Below are 15,647 nucleotides of genomic sequence, written 5' to 3'. Positions count from 1 at the left end.
TGGGGTATGCTTCGAGGAGAGTAGGTCGCGCGCGTTGCTCATCACTCTGTGGAGGACAGACAATGGCAAATGTCGCAAGCATCGACGGCGTGAAGGCCGGTCCGATGACCGGCGAGGAGAAGAAGGTCATCTTCGCCTCTTCGCTCGGCACCGTTTTCGAATGGTACGATTTCTATCTTTACGGCTCGCTCGCCACTTATATCGGCGCCACCTACTTCACCCAATATCCCGAGGCAACGCGCAACATCTTCACGCTGCTCGCCTTTGCCGCCGGCTTCCTGGTGCGGCCCTTCGGCGCGCTGGTGTTCGGCCGTCTCGGCGATCTCGTCGGACGCAAATACACCTTCCTGGTGACGATCCTGATCATGGGTTTTTCGACCTTCCTCGTCGGCATCCTGCCGGGGGCGGCCAGCATCGGCATCGCGGCGCCGATCATCCTGATCGGCCTTCGGCTGCTCCAGGGCCTGGCGCTCGGCGGTGAATATGGCGGCGCTGCAACCTATGTCGCCGAACACGCGCCGAACGGACGCCGCGGCTACTTCACCTCGTGGATTCAGACGACGGCGACGCTCGGCCTCTTCCTGTCGCTGATCGTCATCATTCTGGTTCAGTCGCTGATGGGCCCGACCCAGTTTGCCGCTTGGGGCTGGCGTATTCCGTTCCTGGTCTCGGTCGTACTGCTCGGCATTTCCGTCTGGATCCGCTTGAAGATGAACGAATCGCCCGCGTTCCAACGCATGAAGGCGGAAGGCAAGGGTTCAAAAGCGCCGCTCAGCGAAGCCTTCGGCCAGTGGAAGAACGCCAAGATCGCGATCATCGCGCTTCTCGGCGCCACCATGGGCCAAGCGGTCGTCTGGTACGGCGGCCAGTTCTATGCGCTGTTCTTCCTGCAGAACGTTCTCAAGGTGGATCTCCAATCGGCCAACATCATGGTCGCGATCGCCCTGTTGCTTGGAACGCCGTTCTTCGTCATCTTCGGCGGCCTCTCCGACAAGATCGGCCGCAAGCCGATCATCATGGCCGGCCTTCTCATCGCTGCGGTGACCTATCAGCCGCTGTTCAAGGCAATGACCTGGACGGCGAACCCGGCGCTTGCCGAAGCACAAGCCTCGATCCGCGCGACGGTCACGGCCGATCCGGCGGATTGCAGGTTCCAGTTCAACCCGACCGGCACGGCGAAATTCACCAGCTCCTGCGATGTGGCAACGGCCTTCCTGACGAAAAACTCGGTGCCATACGACGTCGTGCCGGGCCCTGCCGGGCAGCCGGCAACGGTGAAGATCGGTAACCAGACGGTCACGAGCTTCGACGCCCTTGCGGCCGGCGACAAGGCGAAGAGCATGACCGCCGCCTTCGAAAAGGGCGTCAACATTGCGCTTCATAGTGCCGGTTATCCGCTGAAACGCGGCGTCGCCAAGGTGCCGGATTCCAAGCTCGATGCCTTTATCGCCGCCAATCCGGAACTGGCGCTCACTGCCGATGCCGTGCGCGCCGGCGAGAAGGAAACCGTGCCGGCAGCCAAGCTGGTCGAAGGCAAGCTGCTGACGGCCGATGAGGCCAGTGGCGTCACCGACATGGCAGTCTACAACATCGCCAATGGCGGCAGCTTCGCCATGACCGCCGATCCCGCCCGCGTCAATTGGGTCGGTACGGTTGCGGTTCTCTTCGTCCTCGTCCTCTATGTGACGATGGTCTACGGCCCGATCGCAGCTCTTCTGGTCGAGCTCTTCCCGACCCGTATCCGCTATACCGGCATGTCGCTGCCCTACCACATCGGCAACGGCTGGTTCGGTGGTCTGCTGCCGGCGACGGCCTTTGCGATGAGCGCCGCCGCGGGCGACATCTATTACGGTCTCTGGTATCCGATCGTCTTCGCGGCGATCACGCTGGTGATCGGCCTGATCTTCCTGCCCGAAACGAAGAACAGGGACATCCACGCCATGGATTGATGACGCGATCGCGTCTGACAAGCTCGAGAAACGGCCCGGCGCTCACAAGGCGCCGGGCTTTTTCGTATTACAGTGCCGCGCGTCTTTTTGGACGCGCAAAGGACGCTGTAACATTTAAATTGGCTGCATAATTTATCCTTAAATCGATTCTGATTTAAGGAATTATGCAGTGCGGAACAGGCGTTTGGCGAGCGGCCAGCCATCCGGCGCCAGTTTGAAGATCAGACCACAACGGGCATAGACGATCGCCGTCAGCAGCGAGAACCAGCCGCCGAAGGCAAGACCGGCGATGACGTCGCTCGGATAATGGGCGCCGACCATGACCCGTGTCATGCCGAGCCAGATGGCGCATGCGATAAAGGCAACACGGTAGCGCGGAAACAGCAGCGCAAAGGCAGCGAAGAAGGCGCCGACCGTGGTGGAATGGCCGGAGGGAAAACTTTCGAAAGCGGCATGTCCGGAAAAGGGCGTGAAGGAAAAGATACCGTAATCGTGGAAGTGATCGGGACGTGCCCTTCCAATCGCCCGCTTCAGGAGATTGGCGAGAAGTCCGGAAAAGACGACCGTGGTGAAGAGATAGGCGCCGATCCAGCTGACATAAAGCGCCTGCGCCTTGGCGCGTGCCGACTGCAAAAGCTTGTAGCCCGCCCTGCCCTGAAAAAAGAGCAGGATGCTGGTGCAGATCAGCCAGGCGGAATCGCCGAAACCGGTCAGAAGCTCGCCAATCTGTTTCACCGGCGCGGGAGGTTCGCTGGCGCCGATCGGCGCATCGAAGAGCAGCATGGAAAGAATGACGGCGTTGATCGTGATGAAGAGACAGGCCTGCCACCGCAATGGCGGCATCGCAGCGTCGCTCCGGCGCCAGCGCCTGTCCAGGGAAGCCCAAAATGCCCGCATTCCGTCGTCCGTTCGAATTAGCCTTCGAGCGCCGCGCGTGCGGTAGGGCGCTCTTTCACTTTGAACTGGCGCATAGACGGAAATCGTTTTCCGACTTCAAAAATATGCGCAGGTGAAATCCGGCGCAAAAATACACGAGATTATGGCCGAGGCTAGCCCGTTTTGGTTAATTCGGCCGAATCCGGCGGGTTATCCATCCCTGAAGGAGCCCTCCGCATGCGTGATGCGAAGGGCAGGAAACTGTTTCACGTGAAATATATCAGGCTGCAAGCGCCTTGAATTCGGCAAGGATCGCATCGCCCATTTCAACGGTGCCAACCTGTCTGCAGCCGTCGGCCATGATATCGCCGGTGCGGATGCCCTTGTCGAGCACGTTGGCGATCGCCCTTTCCAGATCGTCGGCTTCCTTCACCAGATTGAAGGAATAACGCAGGCACATGGCGAAGGAGGCGATCATTGCGATCGGATTGGCGATGCCCTTGCCGGCAATATCGGGAGCCGAGCCGTGCACCGGCTCATAGAGCGCCTTGCGCTTGCCGGTCTTGCCGTCCGGGGCGCCGAGCGAGGCCGACGGCAGCATGCCGAGCGAGCCGGTCAGCATGGCGGCGACGTCGGAGAGCATGTCGCCAAACAGATTGTCGGTGACTATAACGTCGAACTGCTTGGGCTGGCGTACCAGCTGCATGCCGCCGGCATCGGCGAGCATGTGTTCGAGCTGGACGTCGGAATATTTCGCCTTGTGGGTCTCGGTCACCACCTGGTTCCAGAGCACGCCCGACTTCATGACATTGCGCTTTTCCATGGAGCAGACGCGGTTCTGTCTGGTGCGGGCCATTTCGAAGGCGACGCCGGCGATGCGTTCGATCTCGTAGGTATCGTAGACCTGCGTGTCGATGCCGCGCTTCTGGCCGTTGCCGAGGTCGATGATTTCCTTCGGCTCGCCGAAATAGACACCGCCTGTCAGCTCGCGGATGATGAGGATATCAAGGCCTTCGACCAGTTCCGGCTTCAGCGAGGAAGCCGAGGCAAGGGCAGGATAGCAGATGGCGGGACGCAGATTGGCGAAAAGCTGCAGATCCTTGCGCAGGCGAAGCAGGCCGGCTTCCGGGCGCACGTCGTAGGGCACGCTATCCCACTTGGGGCCGCCGACGGCGCCGAAGAGAACGGCATCGGCGGCCAGCGCCTTCTGCATGTCGGCTTCCGAGATTGCCGCGCCGTGGGCGTCATAGGCTGAACCGCCGACCAGCCCTTCGTCCGTGACGAAACCGGCATTCATCGCCTCGTTCATATAGGCGATTATCTTGCGGACCTCGCCCATGGCCTCGGGACCGATGCCGTCACCCGGCAGCAGGAAAAGATTGCGCGCTGTCATGAAACCCTCCTGGAAAAACAAGTTGCGGCTTCTTAGACCCCGGAAATAGGCATTTCAAGCGAGAGAAGGCCTGAATCGGTACGCTTCGCTCACCGTTACGATAGTTGCTCCTGTGCCTGCAAACGGATTAGAACGGCAGGCCCGATCCTCTATTCGCTGGATGTTGCCATGCCTTTCGCACCTCTTCATCTCGACACGCCTTTGGTTCGGACATCGCCCGACTACAGCGCCAGCGGAAAGCTGCTGTGGCTGAAGCTCGATGCCCTGCAGCCTTGCGGCAGCTTCAAGCTTCGCGGCGTCGGCCGGCTGTGTCAGCACGAGGTGGAACATGGCGCGCGTGAGATTTTCTGCGCCTCCGGCGGTAATGCCGGCATCGCTGCGGCTTATGCCGGCCGGGCGCTCGGTGTGCCGGTCACGATCGTCGTGCCGGAGACGACGGCAGCCGATGTCCGGCAGACAATTGCCGCAACCGGTGCGAATGTTCTCGTTCATGGTTCGGTTTTCGATGAAGCCAATGCCCATGCGATCGAACTCGCCCGCCGCCGCAAGGCGACCTATGTGCATCCCTTCGACCATCCGCTTCTGTGGGATGGCCATGCCACGCTGATCGACGAGGTGGTGGCGAAGGGCGCAAAATTCGATTGCGTCGTCACCAGTGTCGGCGGCGGTGGATTGCTTGCCGGCATTGTCGAGGGGCTGAAGCGAAACGGCCTTTCCGATGTGCCTGTCATCGCCGTCGAAACCGAAGGCGCGGCTTCGTTGAATGCCAGTCTCCGGGCGAATGAGCGCATCACCCTTCCCGCCATTACCTCGATTGCCAATTCGCTCGGCGCCCGGCAAGTAGCACAGCACGTCTTCGGTCTGCCGAAGCAGCACCCGATCGAAAGTGTCGTCGTCAGCGACGCCGATGCCGTTGCCGCCTGCGTGAAGTTTGCCGATGCCCAGCGCATTCTGGTTGAACCAGCTTGTGGCGCCGCCCTTGCGGTTGCCGACGTGCATGCCGGGCTGCTTCAGCGCTTCAGCAATCCGCTGATCGAAGTCTGCGGCGGCATCGGCGTATCGCTCGAAAAGCTGAGGCTCTGGAAAGAAAAGTTTCTCTGATCTCGGCCAAAGAAAAAGCCGGGCGAACCCGGCTTGATCGATAGACAATTCCGTAAGGGGCTTAAGCGGCCCAAGGGTGCGAAGCGGCGTTCTTCTTTTCGAATTCGTCGATCGCCTTGCCCTTTTCCATCGTCAGGCCGATATCGTCGAGGCCGTTCAGCAGGCAGTGGCGCTTGAATTCATCGAGATCGAACTTGATCGAGCCGCCATCGGGACCGGTGATCTCGAGGTTCTCAAGATCGACGGTCAGGATCGCGTTGGAGCCGCGCTCAGCGTCGTCCATCAGCTTGTCGAGATCGTCCTGGCTGACCTTGATCGGCAGGATGCCGTTCTTGAAGCAATTGTTGTAGAAAATGTCGGCAAAGCTGGTGGAGATCACGCAGCGGATGCCGAAATCGAGCAGCGCCCAGGGGGCGTGTTCGCGCGAGGAGCCGCAGCCGAAATTGTCGCCGGCGACCAGGATCTTGGCGTCGCGATAGGCCGGCTTGTTCAGCACGAAATCGGGGTTTTCGGAGCCGTCTTCATTGTAGCGGGCTTCGGCGAAGAGGCCCTTGCCGAGACCGGTGCGCTTGATGGTCTTCAGATAGTCCTTCGGAATGATCATGTCGGTGTCGATGTTGACGACCGGCAGAGGCGCTGCAACGCCCGTGAGCTTCACGAATTTATCCATGACCCATGCTCCATTTCAGCAAAACGTACTTTCTGGAATTTGCATCTAGTCCAGTTTTTCGCCGAAATGAAGGAGAATCTTTCTAAAATGCGGGCCACGCGGCATTTCGCGTGGCCCGTCGATAAGCGCGTTGTTACTTAGTCGGCGCGTTGAGGCCCCAGAGGACGCCGAAGGGATCGCGAAGCTGGCCGTAACGGTCACCCCAGAACATCAGTTCGACCGGCATGACGACTTCGGCGCCGGCAGCGACCGCGCGCTCCCACCAGAAATCGATATCGTCGATAACAAGCTGGATGGCGAAGCCTTCATGGCCTTTGAAGGGAGCGCCGTATTCGGGATAGGCATCTGCCAGCATGAGGGAGCTGCCGTTGATATAGAGATGAATATGCATCGTCCGGCCGCTCTCGTCGACCGGCACCCGATAGGCTTCTTCGGCGCCGAAGGCTTTTTTGTAGAATTCCGCAGCTTTTACCGCGCCGTCGACCGTCAGATAGGGCAGCAGGCCATTCTTGACCGGCGGCATTTTGACCGGCTTGTTTTCCGTCGTATCCATGCTCATCCTCCATCGTTTTGAGCGCCGGCTGAATGCCTGGCTGCTTCAAAGACGTATCATGGAAGCATGATCCGACAGTGTCGTCAGTTTTTTGAGCATAAATCGGCTTAGAGATCGATGATCGTGCCGCGGCCGTCGTTCCAGATGCGCATCTCGTGTTGGCCGTTGTTTGCCTTGGCACGCACCGGAGCGGGCTTCATCTTCATCGAAAGCGCGCGGCCGACCATGAGCACGGTCAGAATGCCGCCGACGGCGAGCGTCACCGAGAAGGTGAGAAGCAGCATGGCCACGAAAAAGGTGGCGCCGGCAAGCATGATGAAGATGGAGCGAATGTTCTGCATGGGTTTGAGACCTTTCTACGGAAAGGAATGTGGTCCTTCTTTTTCCTCTCTGCAAGGCAAGCATGGCTTTTTGTTGTCTTGCCGGGCTTTGCGAAGCTTGGCACTAATGGCGGATGAACCAAACCCCGCCTCTCTGTTCCTTCAATCTGCGCCGCTCGGTACTGAGCGTGCCCGCCATCAATCTCCGCGCGCTCGAAAAGAGCCATTCCCTTGATTGTGATGCCGTTATTCTCGATCTGGAAGATTCCGTCGCACCGGAGAAGAAGGCAGAAGCGCGGGAAAACTTAAGACGGTTTTTTGCCGGGCCGCCGCTCGAGGGCAAGGAAAGGATCATCCGCATCAATTCTTTGTCATCCGAATTCGGAGCGGCGGATCTCGATCTGGTCACGGCGCTTTTGCCTGACGCCGTTCTGCTGCCGAAGGTGGACGATCCTCGGGATGTCACCGACATCAGTGATCTGCTTGCCGATGCGGATGTGCCGGAAGAGCTGCGCATCTGGGCCATGATCGAGACGCCGCGCGGCGTGCTGAATGTCGGGGCGATCGCCGAAACCGGCCGCACACCGACCTCGCGGCTCGATTGCCTCGTCGTCGGTCTCAACGACCTGCGCAAGGAAACGGGCGTCCTGCCGCAGCCGGGGCGAAGCTTTCTCGTGCCCTGGCTGATGCAGGTCATCCTGGCGGTCAAAGCCTATGGGCTCGATGCGCTCGACAGCGTTTTCAACGATTTCCAGGATGCCGAAGGTTTCGACGTCGAATGCGGGCAGGGCCGCGCCATGGGTTTTGCCGGCAAGATGCTGATCCATCCCGGGCAGATTGCAGCCGCCAACCGGCATTTCGGCCCGAGCGCGGAGGAGATTGCCGAAGCGCAGGCGATCATATCAGCCTTTGCCGATCCGGCTGCCGAGGGCCTCAACGTCATCAATGCGGACGGGCGGATGATCGAGCGGCTGCATCTTGTCCAGGCCGAGGCTCTGGTTCATAAAGCACGTCTGATTTCCGCAAGAAAGCCCGCCTGATGAAACTCTACCGCTTCCTGACCGGCCCCGACGATGCTTCGTTCTGTCACAAGGTTACCGCCGCCCTCAACAAGGGCTGGTCGCTGGAAGGCTCGCCGACCTATGCCTTCAATGCCGCCACCGGCGCGATGCAGTGCGGCCAGGCCGTCGTCAAGGAGGTCGAGGGCAAGGATTATGATCCGGAAATGAAGCTCTCCGAGCAATAGGCGTTCTGCCGGACGCGGTGTCAACGTTCCGCGGCTTCCTCGGCGCTGGCCTCGATCCGCTCCATATCATCGTCGCTCAGCCCGAAATGGTGGCCGATCTCATGGATCAGGACATGGGTGATGATATCGCCGAGCGTCTCGTCGTTCTCAGCCCAGTAATCGAGGATGGGACGCCGATAGAGGCGGATGCGGTTCGGCATCTCGCCGGTTTCCACCGTGAAACGTTCGGAAATACCTCTGCCCTCGAAAAGGCCGAGCAGATCGAAAGGGGTTTCGAGCGCCATGTCCTCGAAAACATCGTCATCGGGGAAATCCTCGATCTCGATCGTGAGGTTGGTCGTCAGCTGGCGGAATTCATCCGGCAAATGGCTATAGGCTTCCATGGCCAGCGACTCGAAAGTGCTGATCGTCGGCGCATGGCGGTCTCGCCAATCATCGCTCTGGTCTATGCGGGCCATGAATATTCCTTCCTTTGCGGGCCCATATAGAACCTTTATCGCCGTTTTTCGAGTGTGGAATCAAAGGCAGGAATAAATTCATAGAAAATGGTTGTTGACTCTTCTCCGGCTCTCTGGAATCCATAAGAACATAACAGGAACAAGACGGATTGGAGCAACGCCATGGCGCAGCACGCCCTGGCGCGCGAGCGGCTTTTTGCGCTCCGCGAAACCATTGCTAGACTGGAAGGAAAGCCTGCGCCGGCGCTTGCGGCAGCGGAGCGGGAAGCCTTGGCCTCGGGCAAGACGACGCGGCAGGCTGCGGAACGCAATGGCCGCGGACTTCGGCTGCCGTTCGGCGTGACGTCGCTCGACGAAGCGATGGAAGGCGGCCTCCCCCTCGATGCGGTCACGGAAATTCGTTCCGCGTTGTTTCGCGAAGCCGGTGCGGCAAGCGGATTGGCGATGGCCGTTGCCGCGCGGCTGCAGAAACAGGGGGCGGATGACGGCAGGTTTCAGCCGTTACTCTGGATCGGCGATGCCGTCGGCACGCTGGAGGCCGGCCGTCCCTATGCTCCCGGGCTTCGGGATTTCGGGTTGAGCCCGGAGCGATTTCTCCATGCCGCGCCGCGCAAGCTTGATGAAGCGCTCTGGCTGGCGGAGGCAGCGGTTGAAAGCGCTGCTTTCTCGGCCGTCGTCTTCGAAGTGCGGGGCAACCCCGCCCATTTCGGCCTGACCGAAAGCCGCAGGCTCAGTCTCAGGGTGCATGCTGCCCGCCGTCCGCTCCTTCTTGTCCGGCAGGCGGGAGAGGAGGAGGCGAGCAGTGCGGTTTTCCGCCTGCATGTCGAACCCGCACCGTCCGGTCTGCGGCCGTTGCCGGATGGATCGAAGCTTGCCGGCAGCATCGGCAATCCGATTTTCCGTCTCACGCTGGAGAAGAGCCGTAATCCGGCCCCGCTCTCCTTTCTTCTGGAGTGGAATCCCCATGAACGCGAATTTCTCCCGGTCGATGAACCAAGCTTCGCTCGGCCTCCAGGCGAACAGTCAGCGCATTCTGGCGCTCAGCTTCCCGCATCTGTCGACCGACCGTATCGCCCGCAGGCGATGGGGGCCCTCCTGGCGTTCGAACGGGCGTCCTGAAGCGTCACCGATCGTCTGTTCCGGCAAGCTCAACAATGCCATGCGGCTGACAGCGCTGGACGAGCTTGCCGAGACGCTGGGGCTGAGGAAGGAACAAGGCGTTGCCGAAGCCCGCGCCATGTATCCGGCGCTCGATGTCGTGGACGAGGATATTGCGGCCGACCGCCGGCTGCTGGAAGCGATCGCCGACTGGTGCGATCGCTATACGCCGCTGGTGGCGCTCGACGGCAAGGAGGGGCTGTTTCTCGACATTACCGGCTGCGCCCATCTCTTCGGAGGTGAGAAGGCGCTTCTCAAGGATATCCTGTCCCGGCTCTTCCATATGGGGCTCGATGCGCAGGGTGCAATCTCCTCATCGCCCGGCCTTTCCTGGGCCATGTCCCGTTTCGGCCAGGGCGGCGTCGTGGAGGATGAGGAGACAGAACGTGTGCTGATGCCGCTGCCCATCGCGGCCTTGAGGCTGGAGGGACAGACCGCCGATGCCCTGAAGAAACTCGGCCTGAAATATATCGGCGATGTCATCCATGCGCCGCGGGCGCCGCTGACCCGCCGCTTCGGGCCGGAACTGCTTCTCCGTCTTGACCAGGCACTAGGGCATGAAGAGGAGCCGGTTTCGCCCCGGCGTCCTATCGCCAGCCTCTCGTCCGAACGCCGTCTGGTCGAGCCGATCGGAACGGAGGAACAGGTTCTTGCCATTACCAGCCAGATCGCCGTGTCTCTGAAACCGTCTCTGGAGGCGCGCGGAGCCGGCGGGCGGGTATTCGAGCTGGTGCTGTTTCGTGTCGACGGCCGGGTTTTCCGTATCGCCGTCGGCGCCTCACGGCCGCTTCGCGAGCCGAGGCTCATTGCCGGGCTGTTTTCCGAGCGGTTGCAGGTCATTTATGACGATATCGATGCCGGCTATGGTTTCGATATCCTGCGCCTGAATGTACTGCGGCATGATCCTTTCGATGAAGCGCAAGCTGATTTCGAAGGCGATCGTCAGGGAGAAGTTTCGCTTTCGGCTTTTATCGACCGCGTTTCCGCCCGGCTCGGCGCCGATTGCCTGCAAAGCTTCCAGCTTCGCGAGAGCCATGTGCCCGAACGTGCCGTCATCACGATTCCGGCGATTGACAGCCTTTCGAGGCGGCGGAAGACGGAGCAGGGCAGTTCCCTTCCTTTCCGCGAGGAGCGTCCGTTGCGGCTTTTTGCGACGCCGGAGCCTGTCGAGACTGTGCTCGCCGAAGTGCCCGATGGCCCGCCGCAAATCTTCCGCTGGCGGCGGATGCAGCATCAACTGGCAAAAAGCGAAGGTCCGGAGCGGATTGCCATGGAGTGGTGGATCGACGGAAGTGACGCCGAGGCGCGTGACTATTTCCGTATCGAGGACGAGGCCGGGCATCGCTACTGGATCTATCGTCGAGGTTTTTACGGTCAGGAGGTTGATCCTCGCTGGTTCATGCATGGGGTATTTGCATGAAAAGCGAGCCCGCATTCTTCGAGATCGGCGTCAGGACGAATTTCTCGTTCCTCGAAGGCGCCTCCGGCCCCGAGGAGATGGTCATACAGGCCGCTCATCTCCGGCTCGGCGGTCTCGGGATTGCGGACCGGAATTCCGTTGCCGGCGTGGTCAGGGCACATGCACAGGCCTTGCAGCTCGAGGAGAAATACAAAAACAGGGATGAAAGGGACCCAGACGCGAAGGAAGAGATTCTCGAGCCGATCCGGATCCAGCCGGGCGCTCGTCTCGTCTTCTCCGACGGAACACCCGACATTCTCGCCTATCCCCGCAACCGTCGCGGTTGGGCGAACCTTTGCCGTCTTTTGAGCGCCGGCAATCTGAAGAAGGAAGCGGTCAAGGGAAGCTGCATCCTGACGGAAGCGGAATTCATGGAGTGGGGGGACGAGATGATGCTTGCCCTCGTTCCCGATCGCACTCTTGTCGACAGTCTGACGGACCAATCGGCGCTGGAGGAATATCTGGAACGGTTTCGCAGGCGATTCCGCAAGGCATTCTTTCTGGCGCTGGCACCAGCCTATGACGGCCGCGACAGGCAGGTCTTTGCGGTGCTTGCCAAGCTTGCCGCTCGAAACCGCGTGCCGCTGATTGCGACCAACCAGCCACTTTACCACCATCCCGAACGCCGGCCGCTTTCGGATGTCGTGATCGCGATCCGGGAGCATGTAGAGATACCGCAAGCCGGATTCCTGCTGGCGCCGAATGCCGAACGCTACCTCAAGGATTCACGTGAAATGGTCCGGATCTTCCGGGACTATCCTGATGCGGTCGAGAATACTCAGGTCTTTTTCAACAGGCTGACTTTTTCGCTGAAGGAGTTGGAGCACAATTACCCGCCTGAAAACGATCCCGGCGAAACGCCACAGGAGACCCTCGAAAGACTGACGAGAGCGGGAGCGGCAAAGCGCTATCCCGAGGGTATCCCGTCCAAGGTGGCGCAACAGATCGATTATGAACTGAAGCTCATCGGAGATAAAAACTATGCCTCCTACTTCCTTACGGTTCACAAGATTATCCAGCACGCCCGCTATGAACTCAAGGTTTTGTGCCAGGGGCGCGGCTCGGCGGCGAATTCGGTCATCTGCTATTGCCTCGAGATAACGGAAGTCGACCCTCAAAAAAGCACATTGCTCTTCGACCGCTTCATTTCGATGGACCGGGACGAACCGCCTGACATCGACGTCGATTTCGAGCATGACCGGCGCGAAGAGGTCATCCAGTTCATCTATGGAAGATACGGTATCGAACATGCCGGACTGACGGCGGGGGTGACAACCTATCGCACCCGTTCGGCCGGCCGGGAGGTTGCCAAGGCCTTCGGGCTTTCGGAGGATGTCCAGTCGGCGATCAGCAGCCTCGTCTGGGGCTGGTCGGAGGACAATCTCTCCGATCGGGATGCAAAAGCGGCCGGTCTCGACGTCAAGGATCCCGTGACGCAGAACGTGCTGAGATATGCCTCCGAGCTTCTCGGCTTCCCACGCCATCTCACCCAGCATGTCGGCGGCTTCGTCATCACGCGGGACAGGCTCGACGAGGTGGTGCCGATCATGAAGACGGCGATGCCGGATCGATACATGATCGAGTGGGACAAGGATGATCTCGACAACGTCAAGATCCTCAAGGTGGACGTGTTGGCGCTCGGCATGCTGACCTGTCTTAGGAAGGCTTTTTCGCTTCTTGAACTGCATTATGATGTGAAGAAGACGCTCGCAGACCTCGGCAACAAGGAGCATGGAGACGAGGGCAAGCCGGTATACGAGATGATGGGTCGGGCCGATACGCTCGGCGTCTTCCAGATCGAAAGCCGGGCGCAGATGAGCATGCTGCCGCGTCTTAAGCCGAAGGAATTCTACGATCTCGTCATCGAGGTGGCGATCGTCCGACCGGGGCCGATCCAGGGCGATATGGTGCATCCCTATCTGAAACGCCGGGAGCAGAAGGCCAAAAACATTCCGGTGGAATATCCGAGCAAGGAGCTGGAAGCGGTCCTCGAAAGAACGCTCGGCGTGCCCCTGTTTCAGGAGCAGGCGATGCAGATCGCGATTACCGCCGCGGGCTTCAAACCGGCGGAGGCCGACAAGCTTCGAAGAGCGATGGCGACATTCAAGCGAACCGGGACGATCGGCGATTTCGAGAAGCGGTTCATCGAGGGAATGGTCTCAAAGGACTACGATCCCGAGTTCGCAAAGCAATGCTTCAATCAGATCAAGGGCTTCGGTGAATATGGTTTTCCGGAAAGCCACGCCGCATCCTTCGCGCTGCTCGTTTATGCCTCTTCATGGCTCAAGGCCTATTATCCCGACGTCTTCTGCGCGGCGATGCTGAATTCTCAGCCGATGGGTTTTTATGCTCCGGCTCAGCTGGTTCGGGATGCACGCGAGCATGGGATAAAGGTCCTCCCGGTCGACATCAATGAATCGGACTGGGATTGTACCCTGGAAGAGGCTGCCTTCGACCGGAAGGCTGTCGATTTCCGGCATGGTGAGATGCGTGAGATCATCAAGAGCCGGCATGCGGTGCGACTGGGTTTTCGACAGATCAAGGGTCTCTCATCGGACGATATGGAACGGCTCGTCGGCAATCGTGGCCAAAGCTATAGTTCGGTGCGTGATCTCTGGCTGCGGTCCGGCCTGCAAAAATCCGTCATCGAGCGACTGGCGGATGCGGACGCATTCCGCTCCATCAACCTGTCGCGGCGCGAAGCTCTTTGGGCCGTGCGGGCGCTGGATGTGAAGAGTGCAGCCGAAGAGCTGCCCCTTTTCGAACGGGTCCGTCATGTCGACCTTCAGCCCGAACCGGCAGCGACATTGCCGGATATGCAGCCGGGCGAGCAGGTGATCGAGGATTATCGTTATCTCTCCCTCTCGCTGAAGGCTCATCCGGTTTCCTTCCTGCGAGAGAACTTCCAAAAGACCGGCATTACGCGCAATGTCGATCTTCTCAGAGTGCCGAACGGAAAGAGAGTGACGATCGCCGGTCTCGTGCTGGTGCGTCAGCGGCCAGGCTCGGCCAAGGGCGTGATCTTCATGACATTGGAGGATGAGACCGGGGTCGCCAATGCGATCGTCTGGAACAAGATATTCGACAAATACCGGGCAGTCGTCATGGGTGCCCGCCTCGTTAAAATCCGCGGCAGGCTGCAAAGCCATAGCGGCGTCATCCATACGGTCGTCGAACATATCGAGGATATGACGCCGGCGCTTGGCATCCTGCAACGCGAGGCCCGCCGGTTCGGCGCCTGCGCGCGTTCGGACGAGGTGCTGCGGCCGGGAATCGACCAGCGGCAAAAGGCGGATGAGCGCAAGAGGGTCGGACAGGAAAGAGGGGCGGCTGGAGCAGAGCGCCATACAGGCGTGAGCGAGACCGCTGAAGTCATGCCGCGCGGGCGGAACTTTCATTGAAACGCGTCGCGCAGATCGGGATCTGGATCATCATCCCGGAACAGTCGTCTCATTTTAGACAATTTGCAACAAGCCCGGCTTATCGCTGCTCATCGATGCCGCCGGACTCGAATTTTTTCTTGACAGCCACCATCTTCTTTAGCAGAAAACACGATAGTCAGTGTCATGTTTGGAAATGAAGACGTGCTTGTCTGCAGCTGCAATTACATAACCGACAAGGAAATCCGGGAGGTTATCATCGACCTTCTCGACGAAGACTGTTGGCAGCTTATCGTGCCTGCGAAGGTCTATCATGCCATGGAAAAGCGTGGCCGCTGCTGCGGCTGCTTCCCTAACGTGGTCGACATCATTATCCAGACAACCGAGGATTATCACGCCCGTCGCCACTCGACGGAGGCCGAAATTTTTGATTTCATGTCGCGCTTGAAGCAGTTCCATGAGGAAAACAGGAGAGCGGACATTGAAAGGCGACAAAAAGGTCATCGAGCGGCTTAACGAGGCACTGTTCCTCGAGCTCGGGGCGGTCAATCAATATTGGGTTCATTATCGTCTTCTCGAGGATTGGGGCTACACCAAGCTCGCCAAGAAAGAGCGTGCCGAATCCATCGAAGAGATGCACCACGCCGACCGGCTTGTTGCGCGCATCATTTTCCTCGAAGGTCATCCCAATCTGCAGACGCTGGCGCCTCTGCGCATCGGCCAGAACGTCAAGGAAGTGCTCGAAGCCGATCTTGCCGGCGAGTACGACGCCCGCACGGCCTACAAGAAGTCGCGCGACATCTGTTATGAGGCCGGCGACTACGTCTCTATGAAGCTTTTCGAAGAGCTGCTGGCGGACGAGGAAGGCCATATCGACTTCCTCGAAACACAGATCGATCTGCTCGAGAAAATCGGCGAGAGCAAATACGGCCAGCTCAACGCCGATTCCGCCGACGAAGCCGAATAATTCGGATCAGATGCCGGCTGCCCGAAGCAGCCGGCATTCTCAATGCGCGGCTTCGATCCGCAACCAGCCGATTAGCGCATTTCCGTTTTTCTTCGAAGCTCTATCTCTTTGTTTTCA

The 15,647-nt window shown here is 59.6% G+C and carries 14 protein-coding genes and 1 pseudogene; 9 read left to right on the top strand and 6 right to left on the bottom strand.

All coding sequences use genetic code 11. The features are described 5' to 3' along the window. Positions 1–62: 62 nt before the first annotated feature. Positions 63–1,949 carry an MFS transporter gene (locus tag J0663_RS08495; protein WP_207243973.1) on the top strand — a complete coding sequence of 629 codons (1,887 nt, stop codon included), beginning with the start codon at positions 63–65 and terminating at the stop codon, positions 1,947–1,949. Positions 1,950–2,111: 162 nt separating this feature from the next. Here J0663_RS08495 and lpxE read toward each other — a convergent pair whose 3' ends face one another. Together lpxE and leuB are read right to left on the bottom strand one after the other, a co-directional pair. Beyond that, a complete protein-coding gene (gene lpxE, locus J0663_RS08490; protein WP_207243972.1) occupies positions 2,112–2,846 on the bottom strand; it encodes a phosphatase PAP2 family protein in 735 nt (244 codons plus the stop codon). A 259-nt stretch (positions 2,847–3,105) separates the two neighbouring features. Beyond that, positions 3,106–4,218 carry a 3-isopropylmalate dehydrogenase gene (gene leuB, locus J0663_RS08485; RefSeq protein WP_207243971.1) on the bottom strand — a complete coding sequence of 371 codons (1,113 nt, stop codon included), beginning with the start codon at positions 4,216–4,218 and terminating at the stop codon, positions 3,106–3,108. Between the two features lie 168 nt (positions 4,219–4,386). On the opposite strand from leuB, the gene J0663_RS08480 reads away from it, so the two are divergent. After that, positions 4,387–5,319 carry a pyridoxal-phosphate dependent enzyme gene (locus J0663_RS08480; RefSeq protein ID WP_207243970.1) on the top strand — a complete coding sequence of 311 codons (933 nt, stop codon included), beginning with the start codon at positions 4,387–4,389 and terminating at the stop codon, positions 5,317–5,319. A 61-nt stretch (positions 5,320–5,380) separates the two neighbouring features. Here J0663_RS08480 and leuD read toward each other — a convergent pair whose 3' ends face one another. The 3 genes from leuD to J0663_RS08465 form a co-directional block, all read right to left on the bottom strand. Beyond that, a complete protein-coding gene (gene leuD, locus J0663_RS08475; protein ID WP_207243969.1) occupies positions 5,381–5,989 on the bottom strand; it encodes a 3-isopropylmalate dehydratase small subunit in 609 nt (202 codons plus the stop codon). A 133-nt stretch (positions 5,990–6,122) separates the two neighbouring features. Next, complete coding sequence (locus J0663_RS08470) at positions 6,123–6,542, bottom strand: VOC family protein (protein ID WP_207243968.1); 420 nt, start codon at positions 6,540–6,542, stop codon at positions 6,123–6,125. Between the two features lie 107 nt (positions 6,543–6,649). Continuing rightward, entirely contained in the window at positions 6,650–6,883 is a 234-nt protein-coding gene (locus J0663_RS08465; RefSeq protein ID WP_207243967.1) for a hypothetical protein, read from the bottom strand. Positions 6,884–6,996: 113 nt separating this feature from the next. Between J0663_RS08465 and J0663_RS08460 the strand changes: the two genes are divergently transcribed. Further along, entirely contained in the window at positions 6,997–7,902 is a 906-nt protein-coding gene (locus J0663_RS08460; protein ID WP_207243966.1) for an HpcH/HpaI aldolase/citrate lyase family protein, read from the top strand. Then, the gene (locus tag J0663_RS08455; protein ID WP_008528624.1) at positions 7,902–8,108 is read left to right on the top strand and encodes a DUF1737 domain-containing protein; all 207 of its coding nucleotides are present in this window, start codon (positions 7,902–7,904) and stop codon (positions 8,106–8,108) included. The genes J0663_RS08460 and J0663_RS08455 overlap by 1 nt, the downstream gene beginning before the upstream one ends. 20 nt (positions 8,109–8,128) lie before the next feature. On the opposite strand, the gene J0663_RS08450 is transcribed toward J0663_RS08455, so the two are convergent. After that, positions 8,129–8,566, bottom strand: a complete 438-nt coding sequence (locus J0663_RS08450) for a metallopeptidase family protein (protein WP_008528622.1) — start codon at positions 8,564–8,566, stop codon at positions 8,129–8,131. A 162-nt stretch (positions 8,567–8,728) separates the two neighbouring features. On the opposite strand from J0663_RS08450, the gene J0663_RS31195 reads away from it, so the two are divergent. The 5 genes and pseudogenes from J0663_RS31195 (at position 8,729) to bfr (ending at position 15,530) form a co-directional block, all read left to right on the top strand. Beyond that, entirely contained in the window at positions 8,729–9,685 is a 957-nt protein-coding gene (locus tag J0663_RS31195) for an ImuA family protein (protein WP_246590383.1), read from the top strand. Positions 9,686–9,725: 40 nt separating this feature from the next. Next, positions 9,726–11,144 (top strand): Y-family DNA polymerase, encoded by a 1,419-nt coding sequence (locus tag J0663_RS08445; RefSeq protein WP_246590399.1) that lies wholly within the window; start codon positions 9,726–9,728, stop codon positions 11,142–11,144. Further along, the gene (locus tag J0663_RS08440; protein ID WP_207243965.1) at positions 11,141–14,584 is read left to right on the top strand and encodes an error-prone DNA polymerase; all 3,444 of its coding nucleotides are present in this window, start codon (positions 11,141–11,143) and stop codon (positions 14,582–14,584) included. The genes J0663_RS08445 and J0663_RS08440 overlap by 4 nt, the downstream gene beginning before the upstream one ends. 95 nt (positions 14,585–14,679) lie before the next feature. Further along, positions 14,680–15,079, top strand: a pseudogene (locus tag J0663_RS08435) ((2Fe-2S)-binding protein). After that, positions 15,045–15,530, top strand: coding sequence for a bacterioferritin (bfr, locus tag J0663_RS08430; RefSeq protein WP_207243964.1), 486 nt, complete (start codon positions 15,045–15,047; stop codon positions 15,528–15,530). Before J0663_RS08435 ends, bfr begins: the two are co-directional and overlap by 35 nt. The last annotated feature ends 117 nt before the right edge of the window (positions 15,531–15,647 follow it).

The sequence above is a fragment of the Rhizobium lentis genome, from assembly GCF_017352135.1.
GTDB lineage: Bacteria > Pseudomonadota > Alphaproteobacteria > Rhizobiales > Rhizobiaceae > Rhizobium > Rhizobium lentis.
The sequence above is the reverse complement of the archived record's forward strand: the minus strand, read 5'-3'. Positions and strand labels throughout refer to the sequence as shown.

What these genes read in the sequence shown, in the direction of transcription:
- J0663_RS08465 (WP_207243967.1), bottom strand. Translation starts at nt 6,883, where the DNA reads ATGCAGAACATTCGCTCCATCTTCATCATGCTTGCCGGCGCCACCTTT.
- leuD (WP_207243969.1), bottom strand. Translation starts at nt 5,989, where the DNA reads ATGGATAAATTCGTGAAGCTCACGGGCGTTGCAGCGCCTCTGCCGGTC.
- leuB (WP_207243971.1), bottom strand. Translation starts at nt 4,218, where the DNA reads ATGACAGCGCGCAATCTTTTCCTGCTGCCGGGTGACGGCATCGGTCCC.
- J0663_RS08440 (WP_207243965.1), top strand. Translation starts at nt 11,141, where the DNA reads ATGAAAAGCGAGCCCGCATTCTTCGAGATCGGCGTCAGGACGAATTTC.
- J0663_RS08445 (WP_246590399.1), top strand. Translation starts at nt 9,726, where the DNA reads ATGCGGCTGACAGCGCTGGACGAGCTTGCCGAGACGCTGGGGCTGAGG.
- J0663_RS08450 (WP_008528622.1), bottom strand. Translation starts at nt 8,566, where the DNA reads ATGGCCCGCATAGACCAGAGCGATGATTGGCGAGACCGCCATGCGCCG.
- lpxE (WP_207243972.1), bottom strand. Translation starts at nt 2,846, where the DNA reads ATGCGGGCATTTTGGGCTTCCCTGGACAGGCGCTGGCGCCGGAGCGAC.
- J0663_RS08480 (WP_207243970.1), top strand. Translation starts at nt 4,387, where the DNA reads ATGCCTTTCGCACCTCTTCATCTCGACACGCCTTTGGTTCGGACATCG.
- J0663_RS31195 (WP_246590383.1), top strand. Translation starts at nt 8,729, where the DNA reads ATGGCGCAGCACGCCCTGGCGCGCGAGCGGCTTTTTGCGCTCCGCGAA.
- J0663_RS08460 (WP_207243966.1), top strand. Translation starts at nt 6,997, where the DNA reads ATGAACCAAACCCCGCCTCTCTGTTCCTTCAATCTGCGCCGCTCGGTA.
- J0663_RS08495 (WP_207243973.1), top strand. Translation starts at nt 63, where the DNA reads ATGGCAAATGTCGCAAGCATCGACGGCGTGAAGGCCGGTCCGATGACC.
- J0663_RS08455 (WP_008528624.1), top strand. Translation starts at nt 7,902, where the DNA reads ATGAAACTCTACCGCTTCCTGACCGGCCCCGACGATGCTTCGTTCTGT.
- J0663_RS08470 (WP_207243968.1), bottom strand. Translation starts at nt 6,542, where the DNA reads ATGGATACGACGGAAAACAAGCCGGTCAAAATGCCGCCGGTCAAGAAT.